At 46.1% G+C, this 21,618-nt stretch carries 39 protein-coding genes; all 39 read left to right on the forward strand.

Annotated features, from left to right (window positions below):
• The first annotated feature begins 209 nt into the window (after window positions 1-209).
• Window positions 210-521: a 30S ribosomal protein S10 gene (gene rpsJ, locus RTR76_RS19475; protein ID WP_132076290.1), complete on the forward strand. Its 312-nt coding sequence runs from the start codon at window positions 210-212 to the stop codon at window positions 519-521.
• A gap of 15 nt (window positions 522-536) precedes the next feature.
• Complete coding sequence (rplC, locus tag RTR76_RS19480; protein WP_312524137.1) at window positions 537-1,178, forward strand: 50S ribosomal protein L3; 642 nt, start codon at window positions 537-539, stop codon at window positions 1,176-1,178.
• 51 nt (window positions 1,179-1,229) lie between these two features.
• On the forward strand, window positions 1,230-1,853 hold the full coding sequence (gene rplD, locus RTR76_RS19485; RefSeq protein WP_312524138.1) for a 50S ribosomal protein L4: 624 nt from the start codon (window positions 1,230-1,232) through the stop codon (window positions 1,851-1,853).
• A complete protein-coding gene (rplW, locus tag RTR76_RS19490; RefSeq protein WP_312524140.1) occupies window positions 1,853-2,137 on the forward strand; it encodes a 50S ribosomal protein L23 in 285 nt (94 codons plus the stop codon). The genes rplD and rplW overlap by 1 nt, the downstream gene beginning before the upstream one ends.
• Window positions 2,138-2,168: 31 nt before the next feature.
• A complete protein-coding gene (rplB, locus tag RTR76_RS19495; protein ID WP_312524142.1) occupies window positions 2,169-2,999 on the forward strand; it encodes a 50S ribosomal protein L2 in 831 nt (276 codons plus the stop codon).
• A gap of 26 nt (window positions 3,000-3,025) precedes the next feature.
• Window positions 3,026-3,307: a 30S ribosomal protein S19 gene (rpsS, locus tag RTR76_RS19500; protein ID WP_312524143.1), complete on the forward strand. Its 282-nt coding sequence runs from the start codon at window positions 3,026-3,028 to the stop codon at window positions 3,305-3,307.
• Window positions 3,308-3,327: 20 nt separating this feature from the next.
• On the forward strand, window positions 3,328-3,660 hold the full coding sequence (rplV, locus tag RTR76_RS19505) for a 50S ribosomal protein L22 (protein ID WP_132076272.1): 333 nt from the start codon (window positions 3,328-3,330) through the stop codon (window positions 3,658-3,660).
• A gap of 21 nt (window positions 3,661-3,681) precedes the next feature.
• Entirely contained in the window at window positions 3,682-4,350 is a 669-nt protein-coding gene (gene rpsC / locus RTR76_RS19510; RefSeq protein WP_312524144.1) for a 30S ribosomal protein S3, read from the forward strand.
• Window positions 4,350-4,808: a 50S ribosomal protein L16 gene (rplP, locus tag RTR76_RS19515; RefSeq protein WP_132076265.1), complete on the forward strand. Its 459-nt coding sequence runs from the start codon at window positions 4,350-4,352 to the stop codon at window positions 4,806-4,808. Before rpsC ends, rplP begins: the two co-directional genes overlap by 1 nt.
• Window positions 4,798-5,001, forward strand: coding sequence for a 50S ribosomal protein L29 (gene rpmC / locus RTR76_RS19520; protein ID WP_312524150.1), 204 nt, complete (start codon window positions 4,798-4,800; stop codon window positions 4,999-5,001). Before rplP ends, rpmC begins: the two co-directional genes overlap by 11 nt.
• Window positions 5,002-5,036: 35 nt before the next feature.
• Window positions 5,037-5,297: a 30S ribosomal protein S17 gene (gene rpsQ / locus RTR76_RS19525; protein WP_132076259.1), complete on the forward strand. Its 261-nt coding sequence runs from the start codon at window positions 5,037-5,039 to the stop codon at window positions 5,295-5,297.
• Window positions 5,298-5,336: 39 nt separating this feature from the next.
• The gene (gene rplN, locus RTR76_RS19530) at window positions 5,337-5,705 is read left to right on the forward strand and encodes a 50S ribosomal protein L14 (protein WP_312524151.1); all 369 of its coding nucleotides are present in this window, start codon (window positions 5,337-5,339) and stop codon (window positions 5,703-5,705) included.
• An 18-nt stretch (window positions 5,706-5,723) separates the two neighbouring features.
• The gene (rplX, locus tag RTR76_RS19535) at window positions 5,724-6,062 is read left to right on the forward strand and encodes a 50S ribosomal protein L24 (RefSeq protein WP_312524153.1); all 339 of its coding nucleotides are present in this window, start codon (window positions 5,724-5,726) and stop codon (window positions 6,060-6,062) included.
• Between the two features lie 24 nt (window positions 6,063-6,086).
• Window positions 6,087-6,626 (forward strand): 50S ribosomal protein L5, encoded by a 540-nt coding sequence (gene rplE / locus RTR76_RS19540; protein ID WP_312524155.1) that lies wholly within the window; start codon window positions 6,087-6,089, stop codon window positions 6,624-6,626.
• A gap of 13 nt (window positions 6,627-6,639) precedes the next feature.
• Window positions 6,640-6,825 (forward strand): type Z 30S ribosomal protein S14, encoded by a 186-nt coding sequence (locus RTR76_RS19545; protein ID WP_132076247.1) that lies wholly within the window; start codon window positions 6,640-6,642, stop codon window positions 6,823-6,825.
• Between the two features lie 32 nt (window positions 6,826-6,857).
• Window positions 6,858-7,256 (forward strand): 30S ribosomal protein S8, encoded by a 399-nt coding sequence (gene rpsH, locus RTR76_RS19550; protein WP_132076244.1) that lies wholly within the window; start codon window positions 6,858-6,860, stop codon window positions 7,254-7,256.
• Window positions 7,257-7,280: 24 nt separating this feature from the next.
• Window positions 7,281-7,832, forward strand: coding sequence for a 50S ribosomal protein L6 (rplF, locus tag RTR76_RS19555; RefSeq protein WP_312524156.1), 552 nt, complete (start codon window positions 7,281-7,283; stop codon window positions 7,830-7,832).
• Between the two features lie 26 nt (window positions 7,833-7,858).
• Window positions 7,859-8,221 carry a 50S ribosomal protein L18 gene (gene rplR / locus RTR76_RS19560; protein ID WP_312524157.1) on the forward strand — a complete coding sequence of 121 codons (363 nt, stop codon included), beginning with the start codon at window positions 7,859-7,861 and terminating at the stop codon, window positions 8,219-8,221.
• 18 nt (window positions 8,222-8,239) lie between these two features.
• Entirely contained in the window at window positions 8,240-8,740 is a 501-nt protein-coding gene (gene rpsE, locus RTR76_RS19565) for a 30S ribosomal protein S5 (protein ID WP_312524162.1), read from the forward strand.
• A gap of 12 nt (window positions 8,741-8,752) precedes the next feature.
• Window positions 8,753-8,938: a 50S ribosomal protein L30 gene (gene rpmD, locus RTR76_RS19570; protein WP_312524163.1), complete on the forward strand. Its 186-nt coding sequence runs from the start codon at window positions 8,753-8,755 to the stop codon at window positions 8,936-8,938.
• Window positions 8,939-8,955: 17 nt separating this feature from the next.
• Window positions 8,956-9,396 (forward strand): 50S ribosomal protein L15, encoded by a 441-nt coding sequence (gene rplO / locus RTR76_RS19575; protein ID WP_132076229.1) that lies wholly within the window; start codon window positions 8,956-8,958, stop codon window positions 9,394-9,396.
• The gene (secY, locus tag RTR76_RS19580; RefSeq protein WP_312524164.1) at window positions 9,397-10,659 is read left to right on the forward strand and encodes a preprotein translocase subunit SecY; all 1,263 of its coding nucleotides are present in this window, start codon (window positions 9,397-9,399) and stop codon (window positions 10,657-10,659) included.
• Between the two features lie 11 nt (window positions 10,660-10,670).
• Window positions 10,671-11,324: an adenylate kinase gene (locus RTR76_RS19585; protein ID WP_312524166.1), complete on the forward strand. Its 654-nt coding sequence runs from the start codon at window positions 10,671-10,673 to the stop codon at window positions 11,322-11,324.
• Window positions 11,321-12,067 carry a type I methionyl aminopeptidase gene (gene map, locus RTR76_RS19590; protein WP_312524168.1) on the forward strand — a complete coding sequence of 249 codons (747 nt, stop codon included), beginning with the start codon at window positions 11,321-11,323 and terminating at the stop codon, window positions 12,065-12,067. The genes RTR76_RS19585 and map overlap by 4 nt, the downstream gene beginning before the upstream one ends.
• A gap of 309 nt (window positions 12,068-12,376) precedes the next feature.
• The gene (infA, locus tag RTR76_RS19595) at window positions 12,377-12,595 is read left to right on the forward strand and encodes a translation initiation factor IF-1 (protein ID WP_132076217.1); all 219 of its coding nucleotides are present in this window, start codon (window positions 12,377-12,379) and stop codon (window positions 12,593-12,595) included.
• 35 nt (window positions 12,596-12,630) lie between these two features.
• Window positions 12,631-12,744, forward strand: coding sequence for a 50S ribosomal protein L36 (gene rpmJ, locus RTR76_RS19600; protein ID WP_003373491.1), 114 nt, complete (start codon window positions 12,631-12,633; stop codon window positions 12,742-12,744).
• Between the two features lie 21 nt (window positions 12,745-12,765).
• Entirely contained in the window at window positions 12,766-13,137 is a 372-nt protein-coding gene (rpsM, locus tag RTR76_RS19605; RefSeq protein ID WP_312524170.1) for a 30S ribosomal protein S13, read from the forward strand.
• Window positions 13,138-13,151: 14 nt separating this feature from the next.
• Window positions 13,152-13,544: a 30S ribosomal protein S11 gene (rpsK, locus tag RTR76_RS19610; protein WP_132076211.1), complete on the forward strand. Its 393-nt coding sequence runs from the start codon at window positions 13,152-13,154 to the stop codon at window positions 13,542-13,544.
• Window positions 13,545-13,569: 25 nt separating this feature from the next.
• On the forward strand, window positions 13,570-14,196 hold the full coding sequence (gene rpsD / locus RTR76_RS19615) for a 30S ribosomal protein S4 (RefSeq protein WP_312524172.1): 627 nt from the start codon (window positions 13,570-13,572) through the stop codon (window positions 14,194-14,196).
• 63 nt (window positions 14,197-14,259) lie between these two features.
• Entirely contained in the window at window positions 14,260-15,219 is a 960-nt protein-coding gene (locus RTR76_RS19620) for a DNA-directed RNA polymerase subunit alpha (protein ID WP_312524174.1), read from the forward strand.
• A 13-nt stretch (window positions 15,220-15,232) separates the two neighbouring features.
• The gene (rplQ, locus tag RTR76_RS19625; protein WP_312524175.1) at window positions 15,233-15,574 is read left to right on the forward strand and encodes a 50S ribosomal protein L17; all 342 of its coding nucleotides are present in this window, start codon (window positions 15,233-15,235) and stop codon (window positions 15,572-15,574) included.
• Between the two features lie 83 nt (window positions 15,575-15,657).
• Entirely contained in the window at window positions 15,658-16,491 is an 834-nt protein-coding gene (locus RTR76_RS19630; RefSeq protein ID WP_312524176.1) for an energy-coupling factor transporter ATPase, read from the forward strand.
• Window positions 16,482-17,348: an energy-coupling factor transporter ATPase gene (locus tag RTR76_RS19635; RefSeq protein WP_312524178.1), complete on the forward strand. Its 867-nt coding sequence runs from the start codon at window positions 16,482-16,484 to the stop codon at window positions 17,346-17,348. The genes RTR76_RS19630 and RTR76_RS19635 overlap by 10 nt, the downstream gene beginning before the upstream one ends.
• Entirely contained in the window at window positions 17,342-18,145 is an 804-nt protein-coding gene (locus tag RTR76_RS19640; protein WP_312524179.1) for an energy-coupling factor transporter transmembrane component T, read from the forward strand. The genes RTR76_RS19635 and RTR76_RS19640 overlap by 7 nt, the downstream gene beginning before the upstream one ends.
• Window positions 18,130-18,912, forward strand: coding sequence for a tRNA pseudouridine(38-40) synthase TruA (truA, locus tag RTR76_RS19645; RefSeq protein ID WP_312524180.1), 783 nt, complete (start codon window positions 18,130-18,132; stop codon window positions 18,910-18,912). The genes RTR76_RS19640 and truA overlap by 16 nt, the downstream gene beginning before the upstream one ends.
• A gap of 183 nt (window positions 18,913-19,095) precedes the next feature.
• Complete coding sequence (rplM, locus tag RTR76_RS19650; RefSeq protein ID WP_312524181.1) at window positions 19,096-19,536, forward strand: 50S ribosomal protein L13; 441 nt, start codon at window positions 19,096-19,098, stop codon at window positions 19,534-19,536.
• A gap of 21 nt (window positions 19,537-19,557) precedes the next feature.
• A complete protein-coding gene (rpsI, locus tag RTR76_RS19655) occupies window positions 19,558-19,950 on the forward strand; it encodes a 30S ribosomal protein S9 (protein ID WP_132076185.1) in 393 nt (130 codons plus the stop codon).
• Window positions 19,951-20,501: 551 nt separating this feature from the next.
• Window positions 20,502-20,867, forward strand: a complete 366-nt coding sequence (locus tag RTR76_RS19660) for a CidA/LrgA family protein (RefSeq protein WP_312524183.1) — start codon at window positions 20,502-20,504, stop codon at window positions 20,865-20,867.
• Between the two features lies 1 nt (window position 20,868).
• A complete protein-coding gene (locus RTR76_RS19665) occupies window positions 20,869-21,561 on the forward strand; it encodes an LrgB family protein (protein WP_312524184.1) in 693 nt (230 codons plus the stop codon).
• Window positions 21,562-21,618 lie beyond the last annotated feature (57 nt).

The following is a 21,618-nucleotide window of genomic DNA, read 5'->3' on the forward strand; positions in this document are numbered from 1 at the left end:
AAGGTGGCCGTACTGTTGGCGCCGGCGTTGTAACCGCTGTAATTAAGTAAGAAAAAGTGCTGAGGGGCGGCGCAAGCTGCCCCAAGGTAATTGGTTTCACAGGTACCCCAAAGGCGATGATGTGGAAGGTTGCCCGCATCTTTAGCGGGGAGATTTCTGCGGAGCATGTCCGTTCTAGAAACTGGGCGATAAGGAGGAAAGAAAAAAACATGGCTAAACAACAAAAAATTAGAATTCGTCTCAAAGCATACGATCACAAAGCATTGGATCAAAGCGCTGTGAAAATTGTCGACACTGCTAAAAGAACTGGTGCATTGGTGTCAGGACCTATTCCACTTCCTACTGAGAAAAACATCTTTACGATTCTTCGTTCACCCCACGTCAACAAGGATTCGCGGGAACAATTCGAAATGCGCACACATAAGCGCCTTATTGATATCCTAGAGCCGACATCCAAGACTGTCGACGCGCTCATGCGTCTCGACCTTCCCGCTGGCGTGGACATCGAAATCAAGCTGTAAGAGGAGGTGGCAATAATGACGAAAGCAATTTTAGGTAAAAAATTAGGTATGACTCAAATTTTCACTGCTGCAGGCAAAGTAATCCCCGTAACGGTGGTAGAAACTAGCCCGAGTGTGGTAGTGCAAGTAAAAACAGTTGAAAGCGATGGCTACAATGCGGTGCAATTGGGCTATGGCGCCGTTAAAGATAAAAAAGTCACCCAACCGCTCAAAGGTCATTTTGCCAAAGCTGGCGTTAAGCCAGTAAAGTTCATTCGCGAAATGCGCCTGCCCAGCGTATCTGAATATACTGTGGGTCAAACACTTGGCTCCGATATCTTCAGCGAAGGTGAACTGATTGATGTGACCGGTACCAGCAAAGGTAAAGGTTTTGCCGGTGCTATCAAACGCCATAATTTCGCACGGGGGCCAATGGCTCACGGCTCGAAATCGCATCGTGAACCGGGTTCGATGGGACCACGGATGAGCGGCGGCGGCGGTAAAGTCTTTAAAGGTAAGAAACTTCCTGGACACATGGGCGCTCAAAAAGTAACTGTACAACGCCTTAGTGTTGCCAGAGTGGATAAAGACCGCAACTTGCTTCTTGTAAAAGGCGCTATTCCTGGTGCTAAAGGAAGCCTGGTATATATTAAGAATACCGTTAAACCTAAGAAATAGAGACCGTGCCGGGACGACTATGGTCGTCCCATAGGAAAGGAGGATACGCAAATGCCGAAAGTAGCAGTGTATGATATCACTGGCACACAAACCGGTGAGATAGAATTAAATGATGACGTTTTTGGCGTAGAAGTTAACTCAGCACTTATGCATCAAGCTGTAGTTATGCAGTTAGCTAGCCAACGTCAAGGCACTCATGCCACCAAGACCAGAGGTCTGGTTCGCGGCGGCGGCAGAAAGCCTTGGAAACAAAAAGGAACTGGCCGTGCTCGCGCTGGCAGCACCCGCTCTCCAATCTGGGTAGGCGGTGGTGTCGTTTTTGGTCCGCAGCCTAGAAGTTATGCCTTCAGCATGCCTCGCAAAGCCCGCCGTTTGGCAATCAAATCGGCGCTTAGTGATAAGCTGAGCTTAGGTGAACTGCTAGTGGTAGATCAAATCCAGTTCGCACAGCCTAAAACTAAAGATATGGTGAAAATGCTGACAGGTTTCGACGCAGCGGCAGCAAAAGCCCTGATTATCACCGAGGGTGATGAGACAGTCGAAAAATCAGCTCGCAACATTCCTGGTGTTAAAGCCATTGCATCCACAGGATTGAATGTATATGATCTTTTATACCATGATAAAATATTCGTCACAAAAGGCGCCGTCGCCAAGATCGAGGAGGTGCTCGCCTAATGGATGCACGTGACGTACTGATCCGTCCGATAATTACGGAGAAATCCACTGCTCTTATGGCTGAAAACCGTTACACTTTTCTCGTGCCGTTGACAGTAAACAAAGTAGAAGTTCGTCAAGCTGTTGAGCACGTTTTTAAAGTGAAGGTAGAAGCTGTCAACACCGTCCGTGTTCTTGGTAAAACCAAGCGGATGGGTAAAACCCAAGGCAAACGTTCGGATTATAAAAAAGCCATCGTTAAATTGGCTCCGGGCGAACGCATTGAGTTCTTTGAAGGCGTTTAATCGCCTAACTTAACGAAAAGGAGGAGCACCCATGGCAGTTAAAACATTTAAACCATACTCTGCTGGCAGACGGTTTATGACTGTTGCCAGTTTTGATGAGATTACAACCGACCAGCCCGAACGTTCACTTGTTGAGCGCCTGACCAGAAAAGGCGGACGCAATAACCAAGGACGTCTGACAGTAAGACACCAGGGCGGCGGACACAAACGCGCATATCGTCTGATTGACTTTAAGCGTAACAAAGATGGCATTCCCGCTAAAGTAGCTAGCATTGAATATGATCCGAATCGTTCGGCTCGTATTGCACTGTTGTTCTATGTTGATGGTGAGAAACGCTATATTTTAGCACCTAACGGTCTTAAAGTAGGCGATACCATTATGAGCGGTCCTGAGGCAGATATCAAAGTGGGCAATTCATTGCCGCTGAAAAATATCCCTGTAGGTACTCAAGTTCACAACATTGAAATGAAAATCGGCAAAGGCGGCCAAATGGTTCGTTCCGCTGGTGCATCTGCACAATTGATGGCTAAAGAAGGCAACCATGCACTCTTGCGTTTACCGTCAGGAGAACTGAGAAAAGTGCATGTTAACTGCAAAGCCACTGTTGGCCAGGTAGGTAACTTAGAGCATGAAAACATTACTATTGGTAAAGCCGGTCGTTCCCGCTGGCTGGGCATTCGTCCCGCTAACCGCGGCGTTGCTATGAATCCGGTTGACCATCCACATGGTGGTGGTGAAGGCCGTTCGCCTATCGGACGGAAACACCCTGTTACACCTTGGGGCAAGCATGCTAGAGGTGCTAAAACCCGCGATAATAAAAAAGCATCTGATAGCCTGATCGTCAAAAGACGGACGAAATAACGGGATAAGGAAAGGAGGCTAATCCGGTGTCCAGATCAATTAAAAAAGGACCTTATGTCCATGAAAGCCTGCTGAAAAAGATTAAAGCGATGAATGTTGCCAATGACAAGAAAGTCGTAAAGACATGGTCACGGGCATCCACCATCCTGCCCAGCTTCGTCGGCCATACCATCGCTGTACATGACGGACGCAAACATGTACCAGTATATGTTACGGAAGACATGGTTGGTCACAAAATGGGCGAATTTGCACCGACCCGTACCTATAAAGGGCACAGTGGTTCCGAAAAATCTACATCGCTACGATAGATTCGAGAGGGGGTTACACCATGGAAGCCAGAGCAGTTGCCAGACATATCCGCATTGCTCCGCGCAAGGTCCGCATCGTTGTTGACCTCATTCGCGGCAAGCAAGTGGGTGAAGCATTTGCCATCTTGAAGCATACCCCGAAGGTTGCTTCCGAGGTTGTGGAAAAAGTGCTCCAGTCGGCTGTCGCTAACGCTGAGCACAATTATGATTTAAATGTAGATAATCTGATTGTCTCACAAGTGTTTGTTGATCAAGGTCCAACCTTGAAACGCATTCATCCGCGTTCAAGAGGCCAAGCCTTTAAAATTTTAAAACGCTCCAGCCACGTTACAGTAGTGGTAAAAGAAAGATAATCAGAAAAGGAGGGAAATTTAGTGGGTCAAAAAGTAAATCCCCATGGTCTCCGGATTGGCATTGTTAAAACTTGGGATGCCAAATGGTATGCAGACAAGGATTATGCCAAATTTCTGCATGAAGATGTTAAAATTCGTGAGTTTGTAAAAGCAAAACTCTATACTGCGGGCGTATCCCGTATTGAAATAGAGCGTGCCGCTAACCGGGTGAAACTAATTATTCACACTGCTAAGCCTGGTATGGTAATCGGCCGCGGTGGTGCTGGCATCGAACAACTGAAAGTCGCGCTTAAGAAATTAACCGGCAAAGTAATTGATGTTAACATTGCTGAAATTAGACAAGCTGAAATGGATGCTACACTAGTTGCTGAAAGTATCGCTGCTCAACTTGAAAAGCGTATCGCTTTCCGCCGCGCTATGAAGCAATCCGTTCAACGCACCATGCGCATGGGCGCAAAGGGTATTAAAGTAATGGTAGGCGGCCGTTTGGGCGGCGCTGAAATTGCTCGTACCGAAAGTACTCGTGAAGGCAGTATTCCCCTGCACACTCTTCGTGCTGATATCGACTACGGCACAGCTGAAGCTCATACTACTTACGGCCGTATCGGCGTAAAAGTATGGATTTATAAAGGCGAAGTTTTGCCTGAAGTCAAAAAGCCCGCTGCCGCTCAGGAAGGGAGCGAGAAATAATGCTGATTCCAAAACGTGTAAAACATCGTAAACAGTTCCGTGGACGTATGAAAGGTAAAGCCAATAAAGGCAATACCGTAAGCCATGGCGAGTTTGGCCTTGTTGCTTTAGAACCGGCTTGGATCACCAACCGGCAAATAGAAGCTGCCCGTATTGCTATGACCCGTTATATCAAACGTGGCGGTAAAGTATGGATTAAAATATTCCCAGATAAACCGATCACTGCAAAACCTGCTGAAACCCGCATGGGTAGCGGTAAAGGTTCACCGGAATACTGGGTAGCTGTTGTAAAACCTGGTCGCGTCATGTTCGAAATGGATGGCGTAGCCGAAGAAATTGCCAAAGAAGCTATGCGTCTCGCCGCTCACAAATTGCCAATCAAATGCAAATTTGTAAAGCGCGAAGAGACTGAGAAGCAAGTTGAGGCAGAAGTGGGTGGTGAAGTAAATGAAGGTTAAAGACATCCGCGACCTGAACGCTGCAGAACTCGACCAAAAGTTGGTTGGACTGAAAGAGGAATTGTTTAACCTCCGTTTCCAACTTGCCACTGGTCAACTGGAAAACCCTATGCGGATCCGCGAAGTGAAAAAGACGATTGCCCGCATTAAAACCATTCAGCGCGAAACCGAACTGAAAACCAGGCAAGCGTAGTAAGTTCCACGCAATCGGGAAGGAGGCTGTAATACGTGACCCAAGAAAGAAATGAACGCAAGACCCGTATCGGTAAAGTGGTCAGCAATAAAATGGAAAAAACAATCGTTGTTGCTGTTGAACGCATGGTGCAGCATGGTCTTTATAACAAAGCCATGAAGCAAACTACAAAATTCAAAGCACATGACGAAAATAACGAGTGCCAGATAGGCGATACCGTGAAAATAATGGAAACTCGTCCACTCTCCAAGGAAAAACGTTGGAGGCTTGTCGAGATTCTGGAAAAAGCGCAGTAATTACGCCCTACGTCGATCACTCAATAAGGAGGGATAACGATGATCCAACAACAGACCATTCTGAATGTTGCAGATAACACAGGCGCGAAACAAATTATGTGCATTCGCGTACTGGGCGGTTCGTTCCGCAAATTTGGCAACATCGGAGATATAATTGTGGCAGCGGTAAAAGATGCTTCGCCTGGCGGTGTAGTGAAAAAAGGCGATGTCGTTAAAGCCGTAATTGTTCGTTCCAGCAAAGGCCTGCGTCGTGGCGATGGCTCGCACATCCGTTTTGATGAAAACGCCGCAGTTATAATCAAGGATGACAAGAGCCCGAAAGGTACCCGTATATTCGGACCGGTAGCAAGAGAACTGCGGGATAAAGATTTCATGAAAATCATCTCGCTGGCACCGGAAGTACTCTAGTAAAGGAGGTGGCCGGAGATGTCCGTGTCCAATAAACTACACGTAAAAAAAGGCGATACCGTTGTTGTTTTATCCGGTAAGGATAAAGGCAAAACTGGTAAAATTATAGAAGCACTGCCTAAAAAAGAAAAGATCGTTGTAGAAGGCGTTAACAAAGTAAAGCGCCACACTAAGCCTAGCCAGAAAATGCCTCAAGGCGGAATCATTGTAAAAGAAGCTGCTCTGCATGCTTCCAATGTTATGGTTGTTTGCCCTGAGTGCGGCAAAGCGACTCGCATTAAAAAGACTGCCTTGGCCAGCGGTGCCCTTGTTCGGGCCTGCAAAAAGTGCAACGGTATTATCGATAAGGATAAATAACGCGCGAAAGGAGGTAACTCAAACATGTCCCGAATGAAAGAGAAATATACTGCTGAAGTAGCAAAAGCCATGATGGAAAAGTTCGGCTATAAAAACGTCATGGAAATTCCGAAAGTAGAAAAAATCGTTATCAATATGGGCGTTGGCGAAGCAGTAGGCAACCCAAAAGTATTGGATGCTGCTGTTGGCGATATGACGGCAATTGCCGGTCAAAAACCACTTGTCACTCGTGCAAAAAAATCGATTGCTGCTTTCAAAATTCGTCAAGGCATGCCTATTGGAGCTAAAGTTACCCTGCGCGGCGAGCGGATGTATCAGTTTCTTGACAAGCTGATTAACGTTGCCCTGCCACGCGTGCGTGACTTCCGTGGGATAAGCCCGAAAGCCTTTGACGGCCGTGGTAACTACACGTTGGGTGTAAAAGAACAACTCATATTCCCAGAAATGGAATATGACAAAGTAGATAAAGTCCGCGGAATGGATATCGTAGTTGTAACTACTGCGAAAACCGATGAAGAGGCTCGCGAACTATTAAGACTAATGGGGATGCCATTCAGCGCGTAAAGGAGGGAAACCCGTGGCCAAAAAGGCATTAATTGAAAAGTGGAAGCTCGAACCGAAATTTAAAGTTCGCCATCACAACCGATGCAAAATCTGCGGTCGTCCGCATGGTTATATGCGTAAATTTGAAATGTGCCGTATTTGCTTTCGCGAACTGAGCTATAAAGGTGCCATTCCCGGGGTTACCAAAGCCAGTTGGTAGTAGCAGCATTAACAGGAAGGAGGTTTTGATCTATGGTAATGACCGATCCGATTGCTGATCTGTTGACTCGGATTCGTAACGCCAATTCGGTTTATCATGATAAAGTAGAGATCCCGGCTTCAAAAATCAAGGAGGCCGTTGTCCGTATCCTCAAAGAGGAAGGCTTTGTCAAAGATTTTGAAATGATTCAGGACGGTAAACAAGGTACTCTGAAGGTTTCGCTTAAATACGGTCCGAACCGTGAAAAAGTAATCACCGGTATCAAGAGAATTTCCAAACCGGGTCTGCGTGTTTATGCTAAGACAGATGAACTGCCCCGTGTACTTGGTGGTCTGGGTATTGCAGTGGTTTCTACTTCTAAAGGAATTATGAGCGATAAACAAGCTCGCAAAGAAGGTCTGGGCGGCGAAGTACTCGCATACGTCTGGTAAGACTGGCAACTAGGAGGTGCAATTATGTCTAGAATAGGTAGAATGCCTATCGCCGTTCCGCAAGGCGTTACCGTAACCATCGAAGCAAATAATGCTGTAACGGTAAAAGGCCCTAAAGGCGAGCTGACTCGTGTCCTGCATAAGGATATGATTATTGAGAAGGAAAACGATACGCTGACCGTAAACCGTCCTTCTGAAGAAAAACAACATAAAGCTCTGCATGGCCTGACCCGTACACTTCTTGCTAATATGGTAACAGGTGTAACCCAAGGTTTTACTAAAACTTTGGAAATTGCCGGCGTTGGTTATAGAGCTTCCAAATCAGGAACGAAACTGAACCTGACTTTGGGTTTTTCCCATCCGGTAGAAGTTCAACCGCCACAAGGCATCAATATTGATGTTCCGGCGCCCAATAGAATTATTGTTTCCGGCATTGATAAAGAGGCAGTTGGCGCTCTTGCCGCTAATATTCGCTCTTACAGAGAGCCCGAGCCTTACAAAGGCAAAGGCATCAAATATGAAGGCGAAATCGTCCGCCGCAAGGTCGGTAAATCCGGCGGTAAAGGCAAGAAATAAAATCATAAGCGAAAGGAGTGAACACCTTGCTTCGTAAAGAGAGCAAAAACGTTGCGCGCAAAAAGCGTCACATCCGGGTTCGCAAAAACGTATTCGGTACGGCAGAAAGACCCCGCTTGAACGTATATCGCAGCTTAAGCAATATTTATGCCCAAATCATTAACGATCAGACCGGTCGCACTCTTGTTTCAGCAAGTTCGCTGGATAAAGAACTGCAGGTTGAATATGGTGGCAATATTGAAGCATCCAAGGCCGTTGGCAAACTAATTGCCGAACGTGCTAAAGCCAATGGTGTTGAAAAGGTAGTCTTCGATCGTGGCGGCTATATTTATCATGGCAGAGTCGCTGCACTCGCCCAAGCTGCACGTGAAGCAGGGCTGGAATTCTAATCAGAAGGAGGAACAGTAATGGCCAGAATTGACTACGCAGGTCTCGACCTGAAAGAAAAAGTGGTATTCATTAACCGTGTTGCCAAGGTAGTAAAAGGCGGTCGCCGTTTTTCCTTCAGCGCATTGGTGGTTGTCGGTGACGGCAACGGCCACGTAGGCGCAGGATTAGGTAAAGCCGGTGAAGTACCTGAAGCAATCCGTAAAGGCATCGAAGATGCTAAGAAAAACTTAATCAAAGTGCCTCTAACTGGAACAACCATTCCTCATCAAGTAACTGGTGAGTTTGGTGCAGGCAGAGTACTTTTAAAACCAGCCTCAGAAGGTACCGGTGTTATCGCCGGCGGCCCTGTTCGTGCAGTGCTCGAACTAGCTGGAGTACACGATATTCTAACCAAATCTCTGGGCTCGGCCAATGCCAATAATGTTGTCCATGCAACACTTGCAGGACTGCAACAACTGAAGAGGGCTGAACGAGTAGCCGAACTTCGTGGCAAAACCGTGCAAGAGCTGCTGGGCTAAGGAGGTAATATCATGGCGAAACTTAAAATTACACTATACAGAAGCCTGATTGGCCGTCCTGAAGACCAGCGGGCTACCGTTAAGGCTCTCGGCCTTGGAAAAGTCAACAGTTCCGTAATTCAAGAGGAAACTGCTGCACTTAAAGGCATGCTTCACAAAGTAGAACATCTTGTTCGTGTAGAAGAAGTACAAGACTAGACAAGGAGGTGCTGTAGATGAAACTCCACGAATTGACTCCCGCACCGGGTTCTAAGACAAAACGTGTTCGTGTAGGTCGCGGACTAGGTTCTGGTCTTGGTAAAACTGCCGGTAAAGGTCATAAAGGTCAGAATGCTCGTGCCGGCGGTGGTGTACGGCCAGGTTTTGAAGGCGGTCAAATGCCTTTATACCGTCGTCTTCCTAAGCGCGGTTTTACAAATATCTTTGGCAAGGAATATGCTGAAGTTAATGTTGAGCAACTCAACCGTTTTGATGATGGCGCAGTAGTTGATCCAGTTGCGCTTATCGAATATGGTATTCTGAAAAATGTACGTGATGGCGTTCGCGTTCTAGGTAACGGTCAGATCGAAAAGAAACTTACCGTTAAAGCCAATGGATTTTCCAAATCGGCTGAAGAAAAGATTTTAGCCGCTGGTGGAAAAGTCGAGGTGATCTAGGTGCTGTCAGCCCTGTCGAATATACTCAAGATAACTGAGCTCAGGCAAAAAATCGTTTTTACACTGACTATGTTTCTCGTTTTTCGGATGGGTACGCACATACCTGTTCCCGGTGTAGATTCGGCGGTAATCGAACAGTTATTCACAACTGGTAATCTGTTTGGCTTCCTGGATCTTTTCTCAGGCGGTGCCTTAAGCAAATTCTCAGTCTTTGCAATGAGTATTACGCCTTATATCAATGCTTCGATCATTATGCAGCTTCTTACTGTAGTAGTACCGAAGTTTGAGCAATGGGCAAAAGAAGGCGAAGAAGGGCGAAAGAAAATCACTCAAATTACCCGTTACGGTACTGTATTGTTAGGATTTATCCAAGCAATTGGTATGGCCTATGGTCTCCGGGCTAACAATGCACTTATTGATAGTGGCCTCGGAACGGTCTTTGTTATCGCCTTATCGTTAACAGCAGGAACCTGTTTATTAATGTGGATAGGCGAGCAAATTACTGAAAAGGGAATTGGTAACGGTATTTCTCTCATTATCTTTGCCGGTATTGTTTCGCAGTTACCTAATGGTCTTGCCGTAATATATCAATATCTTACAGTAGGCACCATTAATATATTCCAAGCGCTGATTTTTGCTGTAATTGCCGTAGCTATGATTGTTTTGGTTATAGCCGTTTCACAAGGACAGCGTAAGATCCCCGTGCAATACGCAAAACGTGTTGTAGGCCGCAAAATGTATGGCGGGCATTCAACTCACATTCCGCTAAAGGTGAACCAAGCTGGTGTTATTCCAATAATCTTTGCGTCATCCGTGCTGATGTTCCCGGTAACTATTGCCCAGTTTATTGATGTCTCCTGGGTAAAAACGGTGGCAGGGTGGTTTGCGTGGGGAACGCCGCTTCAGACAACATTGTATGCTCTGTTGATCGTTTTCTTTACGTACTTCTACACTGCGGTTACTATGAATATATCGGATATGGCAGAGAACATGAAAAAATACGGTGGTTTTATCCCAGGATTGCGCCCGGGTAAACCGACTGCCGATTATCTAGATCGCGTTATGACCAGAATTACCCTGGCCGGATCGCTCTTTCTGGCATTTATCGCAATCTTGCCGAATGTTGTCGCTGGCATAACCAATATCCAAGGGGTTTATTTTGGCGGTACCGCCCTCTTGATTGTCGTAGGGGTTGCTCTTGATACAATGAAGCAAATCGAAGCTCTTGTCTTAATGCGGCATTATCAAGGCTTCATGAAGTAGGAGGGACGCACATGTATATTCTCTTAATGGGGCCGCCGGGTGCTGGTAAAGGCACTCAGGCTGAAAAACTGGTTGCAAGGTTTGGGATTCCCCAAATTTCAACCGGCGACATGTTCCGGGCAGCGGTAAAAGAAGGAACGGCGCTGGGCAAGCAGGCCAAAGAATACATGGATGCGGGTCAATTGGTACCGGACAGCGTTACTATTGGCATCGTCAAGGAAAGACTGGCTAAGGCTGATTGCCAGAAAGGGTTTATCCTTGACGGTTTTCCCCGCACCACGATGCAAGCTGATGCTTTAGACCGGACACTTTTTGAACTTGCTATCAAGCTTGACCGCGTTATCAACATCACTGTGCCTGCCGACGAACTGGCACGCCGCATGACTGGCCGCCGCATTTGCAAATCTTGCGGATCGACTTATCATGTAGCCTTTAATCCACCTGAAGCCACTAATGTATGCGATAAATGCAGCGGTGAACTATATCAGCGTGATGATGACAAGGAAGAAACAGTTACCAAACGGCTGACTGTTTACGGCGAACAAACCAAACCGCTGATTGAGTACTACCAAGATAAAGGTCTTTATACTGAAATTGATGGTAGGCAGGATATTGAGAAAGTGTTTGATGATATTGTCCGTAGTATGCGGGGCGAGCAAGCATGATAATTCTCAAGTCAGAACGGGAAATCAACTATTTGCGTGATGCCGGCCGGATAGTGGCAGAAACGCTGGTTGAGGTCAAAAAGGCGGCCAAACCGGATGTAACAACAATGGAATTGGATCGAATCGCCGAAGAATATATAAAAGGCTGTGGGGCTACCCCTGCATTCAAGGGGTACCACGGCTTTCCCGGTCATATCTGCTCCTCGGTGAATGAAGAAGTGGTTCATGGTATACCGGGATTAAAAAAGTTAAAAAATGGAGATACTGTAAGTATTGACATTGGCGCGGTAATAAATGGGTATTATGGCGATGCTGCTATAACCATCCCGATTGGTGAAGTTGATGCCCAGGTACAGCAATTGCTGGATGTAACCGAACAATCGCTGTACAAGGGAATTGAACAGGCAATCGATGGTAACCGCCTAAGTGATATTTCACACGCAGTGCAGAAGCATGCTGAAAGTTTTGGGTATGGCGTTGTGCGTGATTATGTAGGGCATGGCATCGGCAGAAATATGCATGAAGATCCTCAAGTGCCGAATTACGGACCGCCCGGCCGCGGACCCCGTTTAAAATCTGGAATGACATTGGCAATAGAACCGATGATCAATATGGGAACTCATGAAGTTAAAACGCTTGACGATGGTTGGACAGTGATTACTTCTGACGGCAAGCGGTCAGCTCACTTTGAGCATACCATTGCGATTACGCCCGATGGTCCGGAGATTTTAACAAAAATCTAGGGAACAGGCATGGTGCCACCCGGGATTGTGCCGCAGGGCCAATTCGTTATATCCCAGGCGGGACGGGACATAGGTCGTTGTCGGCCATGGCAAACCGCCGTTCATCTTGGTCGCTGATGGACGCATCCGCAGCAGCTAAGCCTAAGACAAAAAATGTCCGGCATGTCAAACTTATGAGGTCTATTGCACAGGACGTTGCACTCAAACTTCGAAGGAATAGAGATCATTCCCGACGAAGAAATACGTAAAGCCATCCTGAATATATGTACACCGGATTGTTAAGTAAGACGCGGACGAGGAGGAGATCTGATGGCCAAACAAGACGCAATTGAGGTTGAAGGTACGGTTTTAGAAGCCTTACCAAATGCCATGTTCCAGGTTAAACTGGAAAACGGGCATGTCGTGCTGGCACATGTCTCCGGCAAAATTCGAATGAATTTTATCCGCATTTTGCCTGGTGACAAAGTTACAATAGAACTTACGCCATACGACCTGAAACGTGGCCGTATCACCTACCGGTTCAAATAAAATCGGACAGGCGGACACCATAAAGGAGGTTTAATATGAAAGTCAGACCGTCAGTCAAACCTATTTGTGAAAAATGCAAAGTTATTAAGCGCAAAGGCCGTGTAATGGTAATTTGCGAGAATCCGAAACATAAACAAAAACAAGGTTAAACGTTAGGGGGTGGATGATAGATGGCACGTATAGCCGGTGTAGACTTACCACGCGACAAACGAATTGAAGTTGCATTGACATACATCTTCGGTATCGGTTTGACACTAGCAAAAGAGATTATTGCCACAACCGGAATCAATCCCGATACTCGGGTGAGAAACCTTACTGAGGAAGAAGTTTCTAAGCTTCGTGAAACAATTGATAAGAACTATAAAGTTGAAGGTGATCTCCGTCGTGAAGAATCCCTTCATATCAAGCGTCTGATTGAAATCGGTTCCTACCGGGGCAAACGGCATCGTATGGGACTTCCTGTACGCGGTCAACGGACTAAAACCAATGCCCGTACCCGTAAAGGTCCGAAAAGAACCGTTGGCGCTAAAAAGAAAAAGTAAGGGAGGGATAAAACTTGGTCGCTAAGAAAGTTGTTAGAACCAAAAGAAAAGAGCGTAAAAATATAGAGTTCGGTGTAGCTCATATCCGCTCCACTTTCAATAATACTATCATCACCATTACCGATGTCAAAGGCAATGCCCTTTCCTGGGCCAGTGCCGGCGGTCTCGGCTTTAAAGGTTCCCGTAAAAGCACTCCCTTTGCTGCTCAAATGGCTGCCGAACAAGCTGCCAAAGCTGCAATGGAGCATGGCTTAAAACAAGTTGAAGTATTTGTAAAAGGACCGGGATCCGGCCGTGAAGCTGCAATTCGTTCTTTGCAGGCTGCTGGTTTAGAGGTAAATCTTATTAAAGACGTTACCCCTATCCCTCATAACGGTTGCCGTCCGCCCAAGCGGAGAAGAGTCTAACAGATTCGGGAGGTGTTAATAAAGAATGGCAAGATATACAGAAGCAGTTTGCAGATTATGCCGCCGCGAAGGTGCTAAATTGTACCTGAAAGGTGATAAATGTTATTCCGATAAATGTTCATACACCCGTCGGGCGTATGCGCCTGGTCAGCACGGACAGGGCCGGAAAAAAGTATCCGAATATGGTCTTCAACTCCGTGAGAAACAAAAAGCTCGTCGTATTTATGGTATATTGGAAGGCCAATTCCATTCGTACTTCGAAAAAGCTGATCGCATGAAAGGTATTACCGGCGAAAATTTGCTGGTTATGCTGGAAAGAAGACTGGACAACGTTGTTTATCGTTTAGGGTTGGCTGAAAGCCGTACTCAGGCTAGACAACTGGTTCGTCACGGTCATTTTACTGTTAATGGACGCCGGGTTAACATCCCGTCCTATTTAGTAAAAGCTGACGAAACGATTCAAATTCGCGAAACGAGCAAAGAATCACCACTGCTCAAGCAAGTGATTGAAAACCTCGGTGCTAAAACAGTACCGGCATGGTTAGAAATGTCCGTTAACGATACAACTGGTAAAGTATTGCGCTACCCCACACGGGAAGAGATCGATATCCCTGTCCAAGAACATCTTATCGTTGAATTGTACTCACGATAATTCACCCTCGACCGTGGAAATAGCGTAAGTGATTTGTTGCGCAAAGAGGAGGGTTTTTTCCGGATGATCGAAATCGAAAAACCGAAAATCGAAATAGCAGAGATTAATGAAGATGGTCGCTATGGTAAATTTGTTTGGGAACCGCTAGACCGGGGATATGGCATAACGCTGGGCAACAGCCTGCGCAGAGTGCTATTATCCTCACTCACCGGTGCTGCTGTTACATCTATTAAAATTGAAGGCGTTCTTCATGAGTTTTCTACTATTCCCGGAGTTCGGGAGGACGTTACCGACATTATTTTAAACTTAAAGAAGCTGTGCCTAAAAATGTACAGCGAGGAGCCAAAAGTCTTGCGGGTAGAAGCTCAGGGAGAGGGTGAAATTACCGCAGGCGACATTATCGCCGACCCGGATGTAGAAATTATGAATCCCGAATTGCATCTGGCTACTTTGGATACGATAGCCTCCCTGAAAATGGAGATTACCGTTGAACGCGGCCGGGGCTATGTGCCGGCTGATAAGAACAAAAAAGCCGATCATGTAATTGGGGTTATTCCGATTGACTCCATCTTTTCACCTATTCTTAGAGTCAACTACAATGTTACAGACACTCGCGTTGGTAACGTCACAGATTACGATAAGCTGACGCTGGAAGTGTGGACTGATGGCAGTATGAGACCTGAAGAAGCTGTATCTAAAGCAGCAGGTATCATGGTTGCCCATCTGAAACTGTTTCAGAATATCGCAGGAAGCCCCCCTGAAGAAGATATGGGAGAAGGCACTTTTACCGAGGCTCCTGAAGAGGGCGGCTCCAAGACAATGGAAATGACCATTGAAGATTTGGATTTGTCGGTACGATCTTATAATTGCTTAAAACGGGCCGGCATTAATACAGTAGCGGAGCTGGTCCAAAAATCGGAAGAAGATATGATGAAAGTGCGTAACCTGGGTCGCAAATCTTTGGAAGAAGTAAAGAAAAAGTTAGGCGAACTCACGTTAGCACTGTCTGAAAACGAGGAATAGGGGAGGGAAGAATATGGCTTTATACAGAAAGTTGGGACGGGACAGTTCAGCCCGTAAAGCATTGTTTCGCAGCATTCTGACTTCCTTCTTTCAACACGAGCGTATTGAGACCACAGAGGCAAAAGCCAAGGAGATCAGCGGCCTAGCCGAAAAAATGATTACATTGGCCAAACGCGGCGATTTACATGCCCGCCGGCAGGTTTTATCATACCTCATGGATGAAGAAGTTGTGAAAAAACTATTTGATACTATTGCGCCAAAATATGCCGACCGTCAAGGCGGTTACACGCGTATTATGAAGCTCGGACCTCGCCGTGGCGATGCCGCGCCGATGGCAATACTTGAATTAGTGTAACACTTAGCACGGGCGACCACAGCGGTCGCCCTGTTTTGATTGGCTAGCAGGGAAGTAGGCAAACAAAATTTCGGAGTATAATTATGGGAGATATCATTAAACTGGATAATTTATGCCATACCTATACTGATCATGAAGGCAATCTGGTTCATGCTCTGGATCATGTCAGTTTGACCGTGAACAGCGGTGAATTTGTTGCTGTTATTGGTACGAATGGATCGGGCAAATCAACGCTGGCAAAACATTTGAACGCACTGCTTTTTCCTTCTGAAGGGAAATGTATTGTCAATGACCTGGATACGGCTCAGGAAGAAAATTTGTGGGCAGTTCGCCAGTCAGTGGGTATGGTATTTCAGAATCCTGACAATCAGATCGTTGCGGCGATTGTAGAAGAAGATGTAGCTTTTGGTCCGGAGAACTTAGGAGTGCCACCGGTTCAAATTGTGGAACGGGTTAATGAAGCATTAGCATTAGTCGGCATGGAAGACTACCGTCATCATGCGCCTCATTTGCTTTCCGGGGGACAAAAGCAGCGGATTGCCATTGCAGGAGTACTTGCTATGCGGCCTGCCTGTCTGGTTCTTGATGAGCCGACAGCAATGCTGGACCCTCATGGCAGGGAGGAAGTATTGACGACTGTTCATCAACTGAATAAAAGTGAAAAAATTACAGTCATCTATATTACTCACTTTATGGAAGAGGCTGTAACAGCTGATCGGGTGGTTGTGATGGGACAGGGACGAATTCTTATGCAAGGGCGTCCTGAAGAAATATTTATCCATGTTGAGAAGTTGAAAGAATTGGGGCTGGATGTACCAGTTGCTGCTGATGTGGCTCTTAAACTTCGTGAGCATGGGCTCAAATTACCGGAAACAATCATCACTGATGATGAATTGGCGGTGGCCTTATGTCCATAGCATTAGATAACATTACCTATACGTACATGATGGGAACGCCTTACGAGCGTAAAGCGCTTGACAATGTTTCTCTGGAAATTAACAAAGGTGAGTTTGTCGGTATTATCGGACATACAGGATCAGGAAAATCTACTTTAGTCCAGCACTTAAATGGTCTATTGAAGCCCTCAGCTGGCCAAGTGCGTGTAGATGACGTTGACTTGCATGCAAGCGGTCCGGCAGCTAAAGCTGCCCGCAGGAAAGTAGGTATGGTATTTCAATATCCGGAACATCAATTATTTGAAGAGACAATTGGTGAGGATATTGCCTTCGGTCCACGCAACTTAGGTCTTGATGAGGAAGAAATAGAACGCCGTATCCGGATAGGTATGGACTTTGTAGGGTTGCCCTATGATACGTTTGTCAAACGTTCTCCCTTTCGCTTAAGTGGCGGTCAAATGCGCCGAGTGGCCATTGCCGGTGTGATTGCTCTGCAGCCAGATTATTTGGTCCTTGATGAACCGTCTGCGGGACTTGATCCAAGAGGACGTGATGAAATCTTCGGTCAGATTATTCGCTTGCATCAAACTACCGGTGTCACAGTTGTACTTGTATCGCATAATATGGAAGATATTGCCCGTATGGCCACCAGACTGATTGTTATGAATGGCGGCAAAGTAAGCCTGGACGATACACCTGCTCAGATTTTCCGGCATGGCCAACAGGAACTAACGGCAGCGGGAGTTGACGTTCCGCCGGTAACCCGCCTAATGAAGCGCTTGCATGCTCAAGGATTGGCAATTGATGATAGTGCTCTGACGATCGACCAGGCAGTGGAGAGCATTGTGCAAGTTGTAAAGGGGGGAGAGCGGTGTTAACGGATATAACACTGGGACAATATTTCCCCGGGAAGTCGTTTATTCACCTTCTTGATCCCCGGACTAAGATAATAGGTACACTGCTCTTCATCAGCGGCATTTTTTTAGCGGATAGCTATGCGGCATATAGTGTTATAGCAGCATTTATTATCTTTGCAATCATGGTGTCCAATATTCCACTTAAGATGATTCTCCGTTCCCTGAAGCCGCTGTGGATTATTATTATTTTTACTCTTGCAATTCATATTTTTACTACTCCTGGAGAAGTCATTTATGCCATATCTTTCCTTACCGTGACCTGGGAAGGGATTCGGCAGGGCATATTGATGACGACCAGGCTGGTATTTTTGATTGTAATATCATCACTGTTAACATTTACCACTTCACCGATTGTACTGACAGATGGAATTGAGCGTCTGCTTAATCCTTTTCGACGTTTTGGCCTGCCGGCACATGAGTTGGCTATGATGATGACCATTGCCTTACGTTTCATTCCTACCTTACTGGAGGAAACAGACCGTATCATGAAAGCCCAAATGGCAAGAGGAGCTGAGTTTTCATCCGGCAATCTGCTGAAAAGAGCAAAAAACATGGTACCGCTCTTGGTTCCATTATTTATTAGCGCTTTCAGGCGTGCAGACGAGTTGGCTACTGCAATGGAAGCCCGCTGTTACCGGGGCGGTGAGAACCGTACCCGAATGAAAGAACTGCGGGTCACATCGCGGGATGCTATCGGCTTGTTTGCAATTATGCTGTTACTAGTTGTTCTTGGGGTGATGCGGTGGCAAAGGCTGTAAGCGGCAATCGGAATATTAAGCTGACAATTGCTTATGATGGTACGGCATATCATGGCTTTCAACGACAAAGCAATGCGATTACGGTGCAACAGATTCTGGAAGATAAGTTGGCCAGAATCTTTCAAAGCCCTATTACCGTAAATGGTTCTGCCCGTACCGATACAGGGGTGCATGCCTACGGGCAGGTAGTCAATTTTCTTACTGCTGGTACAATACCAGCAGAGAGGATTGCTGTAGCCAGCAGAGGACTGCTGCCAAGGGATATCGTCATCCTTGCGGCAGAGGATGTGGAGCTTGATTTCCATGCCCGTATTAGCGCCACAGGTAAGCTGTACGTGTATCGCATTCACAGATCAGCCCTGGCTGATCCCTTTCTGCGCAACTACGCCTGGCACATAACCAGTCCTCTGGATGTTGCTGCCATGCAGGAGGCAGCGCAGGTTATCATTGGTACACACGATTTTTCTGCTTTCCGCGGTGCAAATATTACGCAGGTAGTTAGTCCAGTGCGGACTATATTTAAGGCCGAGATGTCCCAAGACCGCGACAGACTCGAGTTTCGCGTGTGGGGTAATGGCTTTTTATATCATATGGTACGCAATTTGGTTGGCACACTCGTAGATATTGGCCGGGGCCGGCGAAGCAGCAGCGATATGGGCATTCTGCTAGCAGGAAAGGACCGTTCTAAGGCGGGAATGACTGCACCGGCGCAGGGCTTATATTTGCAGGAAGTTTTCTATAATTCGACACACCCGGGCATGTGTTAATCTGAAAGCAGTAATTTAGCCAGTAAACAAGGAAAATTTGCGATTTTTCGGATCTAATCCTTGACATTGACAAGCCCATTTATTACAATGTTTTTATGAGATTTTGTCGTGCTTCCATTAGCCCCGGCAAGTAAGGATAAAAATCTTTTTCGTAAGCAAGCTGTAACGAGGAGGGATACCAGCATGAAAACTACATTTATGGCCAATCCAAGCAACATAGAACACAAATGGTATGTTGTTGACGCTGAAGGCAAAACTTTGGGACGCCTGGCCGCTGAAGTAGCAAAAGTTCTTCGCGGTAAACATAAACCTACCTATACTCCCCATATGGATACTGGTGACCATGTAATTGTGGTCAATGCGGCGAAAGTCGTTCTTACCGGCAAAAAGCTGGTTCAAAAAACGTATTTCCGTCATTCCGGATATCCTGGTGGCACTACTTTCACTCCTGCTGGCAAAATGCTGGCTGACAGACCAGAACGGGTAATTGAACTGGCAGTGAAAGGCATGTTGCCAAAAAATACCTTAGGACGTCAAATGTACCGTAAATTAAAGGTATATAGTGGCGCCGCTCATCCACATGAAGCTCAACTACCTGAAAAATTAGAACTTAACATTCGCTAATACCGGAAGGAGGAACATATCATGGCATTAGTTCAATACTACGGCACAGGCCGCAGAAAAACATCGGTTGCCAGAGTTCGTCTGGTTCCGGGTGAAGGCAATATCACCGTTAATGACCGCGCTCTTGGCGAATATTTCGGTCGCAAGACTCTCGAACTGATCGTTAAGCAGCCCCTTAATCTTACTAGCACTATCGGTCAATATGACGTTCTGGCCAAAGTTGAAGGAGGCGGTCCTTCCGGTCAGGCAGGCGCTATCCGTCACGGCATTGCCCGCGCCCTGCTCCGTGTTGACGCTGAACTGCGTCTTTCCTTGAAAAAAGCTGGCTTCCTTACTCGCGATCCTCGCGAAAAAGAACGCCGCAAATACGGTCTCAAAAAAGCCCGTAAAGCTTCTCAGTTCTCGAAACGTTAATTTTTACAAAACAAGAACCCTTGCAAATCCACTCTTTGCAAGGGTTCTTTCTTTTTTAGAATGTCTAAAAACAGGTGAGAATTACAGGTCTAAGGCATTTATCACATTGCAAAATATCAATAACCCAGTAAGTTATTAACTTACTGGGTTATTGATATTTTACAAATAGTTTTTGGAAGTAGTTGTAGCGTTGTGCTTAATGGTTTTTGCCTGAAATATTGGATTACACTCTATTCCAATTGGGATGGTTTTAACGGCATGCATTGCACCGATTAAAGGGCTACATTACTAAAAGTCAAATTTGCTCCAGAGGTTACAATCCCACCAATATTGTTATATACATAGGCGAAAGCAGATAAGCCTCACCAATTACGCCATAGACCCAGTTGCGCCGGTAGGACCCGTGGTACCAGCATCGTTGGTTTATAATCAGTAGTTAATATCTAAAAAACTCATAGTATATATCTAAGCTATATATTTTACTTATAGCTTGGGCGTGTTATAGAATAAGAGTAGAATACTGCATGAGATGCAGAAAAGGGGGGATAGAAATGGTCCTAGTAAAGAAAACGTTGGCTGTTAGCTGGCAGTTATTGATTATCTTGCTCGTATCCTTGGCAGGGGATAAGATGGCGGCCGTTTTTAGTCTGCCCATTCCTGGCAGCGTTGTTGGTATGCTGCTGCTGTTTACCTTATTGAGCCTCGGTGTAATAAAACCTGCTCAGATTCAGGAAGTGACCGGTTTTTTACTCAAGCATATGGCTTTCTTTTTTATACCGGTGACAGTTGGCCTGATGAATTATTGGGAAATCTTCCATCAACAGGGCATTGTTTTGATTGCTTTATTAGCTATTAGTTTATTTATAGCATTTATTGTCTTCCGGTTTACAAGCCTAAAAAATGAGGGAGGGAAATGACATGCAATTTATTAGCACAGTAGTTTTGATACTAGTTACAATTGGAGCATACTTGCTGAGTCGTTTCCTGTCCTCCCGTTACCAGAATCCTTTGATGAATGTAGTGGTAGTGAGCTCAGCTTTGGTTATTGCAGTATTACTGTTATTTCATGTTCCCTATGAACTGTATCGGCCAGGAAAAGATTTTATCACGATGCTGCTTGGGCCGGCCACGGTTTGTTTGGCCGTGCCACTCTATAATAATCGCAATATAGTAAAGAAACATTTGGCACCAATTATTTTGGGAGTATGCTCTGCTTCTGCGTTAACTGCTATCACGGCCATGAGTATTGCCCAACTTGCCGGAATGCCTAAAGATATAGTTGTATCACTAGGGTCTAAATCTGTTACTGCTCCAGTTGCCGCAGAAGTAGCTAAAGTCAATGGCGGCGATCCGGGTCTGGCAATTGCCTTTGTGATAGTGACAGGAACATTAGGTGCCTTAGCCGGGCCTGCGATATTGACACTGCTCAAAATCACCAGTCCGCTCATTCGTGGCTTAGCGCTTGGTACAGTTTCCCATGGTCAGGGAACGGCGACTGCATTGCTGGAAGGTGAGCAGCAAGGACTAATGGCGGGAATAGGTATGGCGCTTGCTGCTGTGGTGACTTCCTCGATTATTCCTTTTATTGCGCCATTGATCGTACATTCCTGACATTTAAGAAAAGTTGCAACTAAAAAAGCAGTGCCCCTTTGCTTTACTGAAGAGGGC

It is taken from the genome of Anaerospora sp. (assembly GCF_032013335.1).
Taxonomy (GTDB): domain Bacteria; phylum Bacillota; class Negativicutes; order Sporomusales; family DSM-15969; genus Anaerospora.

Coding starts and splice junctions, on each gene's coding strand:
- rpsJ (WP_132076290.1), top strand. CDS start 210: ATGGCTAAACAACAAAAAATTAGAATTCGTCTCAAAGCATACGATCAC.
- rplC (WP_312524137.1), top strand. CDS start 537: ATGACGAAAGCAATTTTAGGTAAAAAATTAGGTATGACTCAAATTTTC.
- rplD (WP_312524138.1), top strand. CDS start 1,230: ATGCCGAAAGTAGCAGTGTATGATATCACTGGCACACAAACCGGTGAG.
- rplW (WP_312524140.1), top strand. CDS start 1,853: ATGGATGCACGTGACGTACTGATCCGTCCGATAATTACGGAGAAATCC.
- rplB (WP_312524142.1), top strand. CDS start 2,169: ATGGCAGTTAAAACATTTAAACCATACTCTGCTGGCAGACGGTTTATG.
- rplV (WP_132076272.1), top strand. CDS start 3,328: ATGGAAGCCAGAGCAGTTGCCAGACATATCCGCATTGCTCCGCGCAAG.
- rplP (WP_132076265.1), top strand. CDS start 4,350: ATGCTGATTCCAAAACGTGTAAAACATCGTAAACAGTTCCGTGGACGT.
- rpmC (WP_312524150.1), top strand. CDS start 4,798: ATGAAGGTTAAAGACATCCGCGACCTGAACGCTGCAGAACTCGACCAA.
- rplN (WP_312524151.1), top strand. CDS start 5,337: ATGATCCAACAACAGACCATTCTGAATGTTGCAGATAACACAGGCGCG.
- rplX (WP_312524153.1), top strand. CDS start 5,724: ATGTCCGTGTCCAATAAACTACACGTAAAAAAAGGCGATACCGTTGTT.
- rplE (WP_312524155.1), top strand. CDS start 6,087: ATGTCCCGAATGAAAGAGAAATATACTGCTGAAGTAGCAAAAGCCATG.
- rpsH (WP_132076244.1), top strand. CDS start 6,858: ATGGTAATGACCGATCCGATTGCTGATCTGTTGACTCGGATTCGTAAC.
- rplF (WP_312524156.1), top strand. CDS start 7,281: ATGTCTAGAATAGGTAGAATGCCTATCGCCGTTCCGCAAGGCGTTACC.
- rpsE (WP_312524162.1), top strand. CDS start 8,240: ATGGCCAGAATTGACTACGCAGGTCTCGACCTGAAAGAAAAAGTGGTA.
- rpmD (WP_312524163.1), top strand. CDS start 8,753: ATGGCGAAACTTAAAATTACACTATACAGAAGCCTGATTGGCCGTCCT.
- rplO (WP_132076229.1), top strand. CDS start 8,956: ATGAAACTCCACGAATTGACTCCCGCACCGGGTTCTAAGACAAAACGT.
- RTR76_RS19585 (WP_312524166.1), top strand. CDS start 10,671: ATGTATATTCTCTTAATGGGGCCGCCGGGTGCTGGTAAAGGCACTCAG.
- map (WP_312524168.1), top strand. CDS start 11,321: ATGATAATTCTCAAGTCAGAACGGGAAATCAACTATTTGCGTGATGCC.
- infA (WP_132076217.1), top strand. CDS start 12,377: ATGGCCAAACAAGACGCAATTGAGGTTGAAGGTACGGTTTTAGAAGCC.
- rpmJ (WP_003373491.1), top strand. CDS start 12,631: ATGAAAGTCAGACCGTCAGTCAAACCTATTTGTGAAAAATGCAAAGTT.
- rpsM (WP_312524170.1), top strand. CDS start 12,766: ATGGCACGTATAGCCGGTGTAGACTTACCACGCGACAAACGAATTGAA.
- rpsD (WP_312524172.1), top strand. CDS start 13,570: ATGGCAAGATATACAGAAGCAGTTTGCAGATTATGCCGCCGCGAAGGT.
- RTR76_RS19620 (WP_312524174.1), top strand. CDS start 14,260: ATGATCGAAATCGAAAAACCGAAAATCGAAATAGCAGAGATTAATGAA.
- rplQ (WP_312524175.1), top strand. CDS start 15,233: ATGGCTTTATACAGAAAGTTGGGACGGGACAGTTCAGCCCGTAAAGCA.
- RTR76_RS19630 (WP_312524176.1), top strand. CDS start 15,658: ATGGGAGATATCATTAAACTGGATAATTTATGCCATACCTATACTGAT.
- RTR76_RS19635 (WP_312524178.1), top strand. CDS start 16,482: ATGTCCATAGCATTAGATAACATTACCTATACGTACATGATGGGAACG.
- rplM (WP_312524181.1), top strand. CDS start 19,096: ATGAAAACTACATTTATGGCCAATCCAAGCAACATAGAACACAAATGG.
- rpsI (WP_132076185.1), top strand. CDS start 19,558: ATGGCATTAGTTCAATACTACGGCACAGGCCGCAGAAAAACATCGGTT.
- RTR76_RS19660 (WP_312524183.1), top strand. CDS start 20,502: ATGGTCCTAGTAAAGAAAACGTTGGCTGTTAGCTGGCAGTTATTGATT.
- RTR76_RS19665 (WP_312524184.1), top strand. CDS start 20,869: ATGCAATTTATTAGCACAGTAGTTTTGATACTAGTTACAATTGGAGCA.